Annotated in this window: 5 protein-coding genes; 3 read left to right on the top strand and 2 right to left on the bottom strand. The window is 66.9% G+C overall.

All coding sequences use genetic code 11. The annotated features are described in order from the left end of the window. Positions 1–229: hypothetical protein (locus tag OXU32_16720; GenBank protein ID MDE0075600.1), on the bottom strand; the 229-nt coding region annotated here is incomplete at its 3' end. Between the two features lie 151 nt (positions 230–380). Continuing rightward, complete coding sequence (locus OXU32_16725; protein ID MDE0075601.1) at positions 381–938, bottom strand: hypothetical protein; 558 nt, start codon at positions 936–938, stop codon at positions 381–383. A 290-nt stretch (positions 939–1,228) separates the two neighbouring features. On the opposite strand from OXU32_16725, the gene OXU32_16730 reads away from it, so the two are divergent. The 3 genes from OXU32_16730 to OXU32_16740 form a co-directional block, all read left to right on the top strand. Continuing rightward, entirely contained in the window at positions 1,229–2,344 is a 1,116-nt protein-coding gene (locus OXU32_16730) for a hypothetical protein (protein MDE0075602.1), read from the top strand. A gap of 1 nt (position 2,345) precedes the next feature. After that, entirely contained in the window at positions 2,346–2,948 is a 603-nt protein-coding gene (locus OXU32_16735) for a hypothetical protein (GenBank protein MDE0075603.1), read from the top strand. Positions 2,949–3,075: 127 nt separating this feature from the next. After that, a partial coding sequence (locus OXU32_16740) for a D-amino-acid oxidase (GenBank protein MDE0075604.1) occupies positions 3,076–3,282 on the top strand: 207 nt, incomplete at its 3' end.

Below are 3,282 nucleotides of genomic sequence, written 5' to 3' on the forward strand. Positions count from 1 at the left end.
TGCCATCGGGAGAGAAGACCGTGACCGCCGGCACCATGGCCTGTGCGACATACAGGGCGCCATCCGGTCCGATCGCAAGGTCCCGAACACCGGCGACGAGATCCGTGCTTTCCGCGGAGCCGATCCGCACGAGCTCTTCCAGCCGCCATGGCGTCGGACACGCGGCCTGCGCCCGTGCCACGCCCGGCGCGCAGAGCAACAAGGCGATCATGGAAATCAGCAGACGCATGCGAGCCTCCCAATGACAGGCATCCGGGTTCACTAGCGCGACATCCCTACTCCTCTTCGCGGATCCTCAGGTGAGCTAGCCGCACCCACCCCCCAACATGTGTGTGATCAGACTGTTCTGGCGAGGGCCACTCGACAGGGTCGCTCGACCCCTAGCCGATCGGCAGGGCCATGCCGGCCCGAAGAGTGAGGACGCGGTGCCTTGGCCCGCTCCAGTACCGGTCTCCCCCTCCGATGGGGATGAGCCCAAGCGTGTAGAGCAGGTCGACGCTCACATCGGCCCGGTCCGTCACCCCAACCGCGATTCCTCCGCCCAGGGCGACCCCGAGGTCCATCACGGCTTCGATTTCGTCCGGTCCCGCGTCGCAGCTGCCGGCGGCGGCGACGTGCTCCGCTCCGAGCCAGCCCGACGCGTCGAAGTCGCAGGACAGCTGGCGGTTGTCCAGCCCGCTCAGCCGACCGCCCTTCTGCGCGTAGGCGACACCAGCCTGGACCCCGAGGTGCCTCGAAACCGGCACGGTCGCCGCCAACCCGATGGACATTCTCGCGAGGGACTCGGAGTGCCACACGTCCCGGGCGGAAGGGGCGTCGGCAGCGAGCGTCGACAGGTTGACGCCGCCGGTCAGGGACAACGTGGCCTGGGCCGAGGCGGGAGAGGTAGAGGCGAGGACGAACAGCACGAAAGTGAGCACGAGCGATAGCAGCTTCATTGGAAACCTCCTCATGGGTCGATTGAGAAGACGACTGACTCCTGCATCAGGAGCGAATGAAGGAGGACTTCGTACCATCCGGTCCTCGGATCTCTGGTCGATCCGCGCCGGCGGCCCCTGGCTCAAGGGCCACGCGGAGACGCTCCAGGGGTCGGGTTCCACCACGAAAAATGGAGCCCACAAAGGCGTCTTGACCTCGGTCCCGCCGGCTGGCGATGTTCAGCGGCGACTCCGCCTGGCAGCAGGACATGGCCGAGATCGCCTCGTGATACTCGCCACGCAAGCCAGGTATGCCCGCACAGAGCAATCGGTCAGGCGGATCTCCCTTCCGCACCGGCTATATCCTGAACCCGCGCCTCGACCTGGTGTGGTTCCTGGGGCTGCCCTTCCTGGCGGTGGCGATCGCCCTGGGCTTCCAGATGTGGCTGCCGTACGTCGTGGTGGCCTCCGTCAACCTGTGGATCACGGTGCCGCACCACTACGCGGGCTGGGTGCGCAGCTACGGCATGCCTGAGGAGTGGGCGCGCTTCAAGGACCGGCTCGTCCTCGGTCCCCTCGTCATCTTCGGGCTCACCGCCGCGGGACTCACCTGGGCCCCGATCACCCTGCTGCTCATGGTCACGGCCTGGGACCATCAGCACAGCATCATGCAGCAGCACGGGTTCAGCCGCATTTACGACTTCAAGGCGGGCGCGGGCACGCCCTCCACCGGCCGCTGGGACCTGGCGCTGCACTGGACGCTGTACCTGAACATGTTCATCCAGGCGCCCATGTTCAGGCACCTGTGGATCCGCGAGCTGCACCGCATGCAGATTCCCGTCTCGGCGGGCTTCGTCGAGACGCTGCAGCAGGTCGCCTGGCTCGCCCTGGGCATCTACCTGGCGTGCTATGCGGTGCACCTGTGGCGCCTGGTGCAGAACGGCGGGCGCATCAACCCCATCAAGTACGTCTTCATCGCCGCGAGCTATTTCCTGTGGTACTTCGCGGCCTGGCACACCAACTCCATCCTCATCTACAACGTGGCCCACCGGATCATGCACGGGGTCCAGTACATGGTGATGGTCTACTTCTTCATGAGGCGCAAAGCCGACCTGAAGGTGTCGAAGCCGGGCTTCTGGAGCCGCCTGGCGGGCAAGGGCAAGCTGAAGTGGTTCCTGCTGGGCGGGGGCGCGTACGCCATCGTCGTGCAGTTGATGATCAACCGGCCGCTCGACGAGTTCGGGTTCGGGGTGGTCAACTTTGCGCCTTACGCGGCCATCCAGAACTTCAACATCGCCGGGCTCGACTACGCGGCGAGCTACGCCCTCTTCGCGGAGACGCTGATCGCGGCGTACGCGCTGACCCACTACTACGTGGATTCCTTCATCTGGAAGGTGCGCGACAAGAGCGTGCAGAAGGGGTTGTAGCATGCCGTGGCACCGGAAATACCGCCTGCTGCTCGTCATCTACGGGCTCTGCCTGATCGTGGGCGGGCGCGAGTGGTGGCTCTCGCGCGGCTCCGAGCCTCCGGGCTGGTTCACGGAGGAGGGGCGCGCGCTGGCGGAGGTGCTGGTGCGGGTGACTCCGGAGGAGGCGGACACGGAGTTCATCCAGGGGATGCAGTCGCTGGCGTCGGGGGATGTCGCGGAGTACGAGCGCTTCCTGGAGGAGGCGCTGGCCCGCAATCCCAAGCACAACGACATGCTGCTCCGCTTCCACGCCCAGCACCTCATCGACACGGGTGCGGACTTCGTGACGGTCAACCAGGCGCTCAACCGCTGGCGCATCAACCACCCCTTCGATGTGGAGACCGTCAACTACTACATCGATGCAGGACCCGAGACCGACCTTCAGCTCGCGGCGCTGGAGGATGCCCTGCTGCGGGTGCGCTGGATCGAGCGCGCGTGGCTGGAACCGATCGCGGGAGAGGGGAGCGCCCGGCCGTGGCGCATCGTCATCGACTTCCGCGACGGAGCAGTGGTGGACATCCGGGACGTGGACCGCGCGGTGGGGTTCGTCCTCCCCGGGTAACGCTGCGCCGGCTAGCCGACCGGCTGCCGCTCTTCAAGGCGCGCGGGGCAGAGTTGCCCGTTGTCGGCCAGCTATCCAAGATGGGACTTCGGCGAAGACACCTGCCATGGCAGAATGGGCCGGAGACATGATGGACCGACGAACGCTGCTGAAGATCGGTGGCCTGGGGCTGCTCGGGAGCGGGCTCGGCGCGTGCGGAGTGCGCTCGACACCCATGGGCCGGCCGCCGCTGCGGCTCGCGCCGGTGCGCGTGGACCCGAACCGCATCATCCGCACCACCGTGGGCCTCCGCCCCCATCGCCCGGCGGGCTTCCTGCTGCGCGCCGAGCGGCTG

This window comes from Gammaproteobacteria bacterium, assembly GCA_028819075.1.
In the GTDB taxonomy this organism is placed as follows: Bacteria; Gemmatimonadota; Gemmatimonadetes; order Longimicrobiales; family Gaopeijiaceae; genus BD2-11.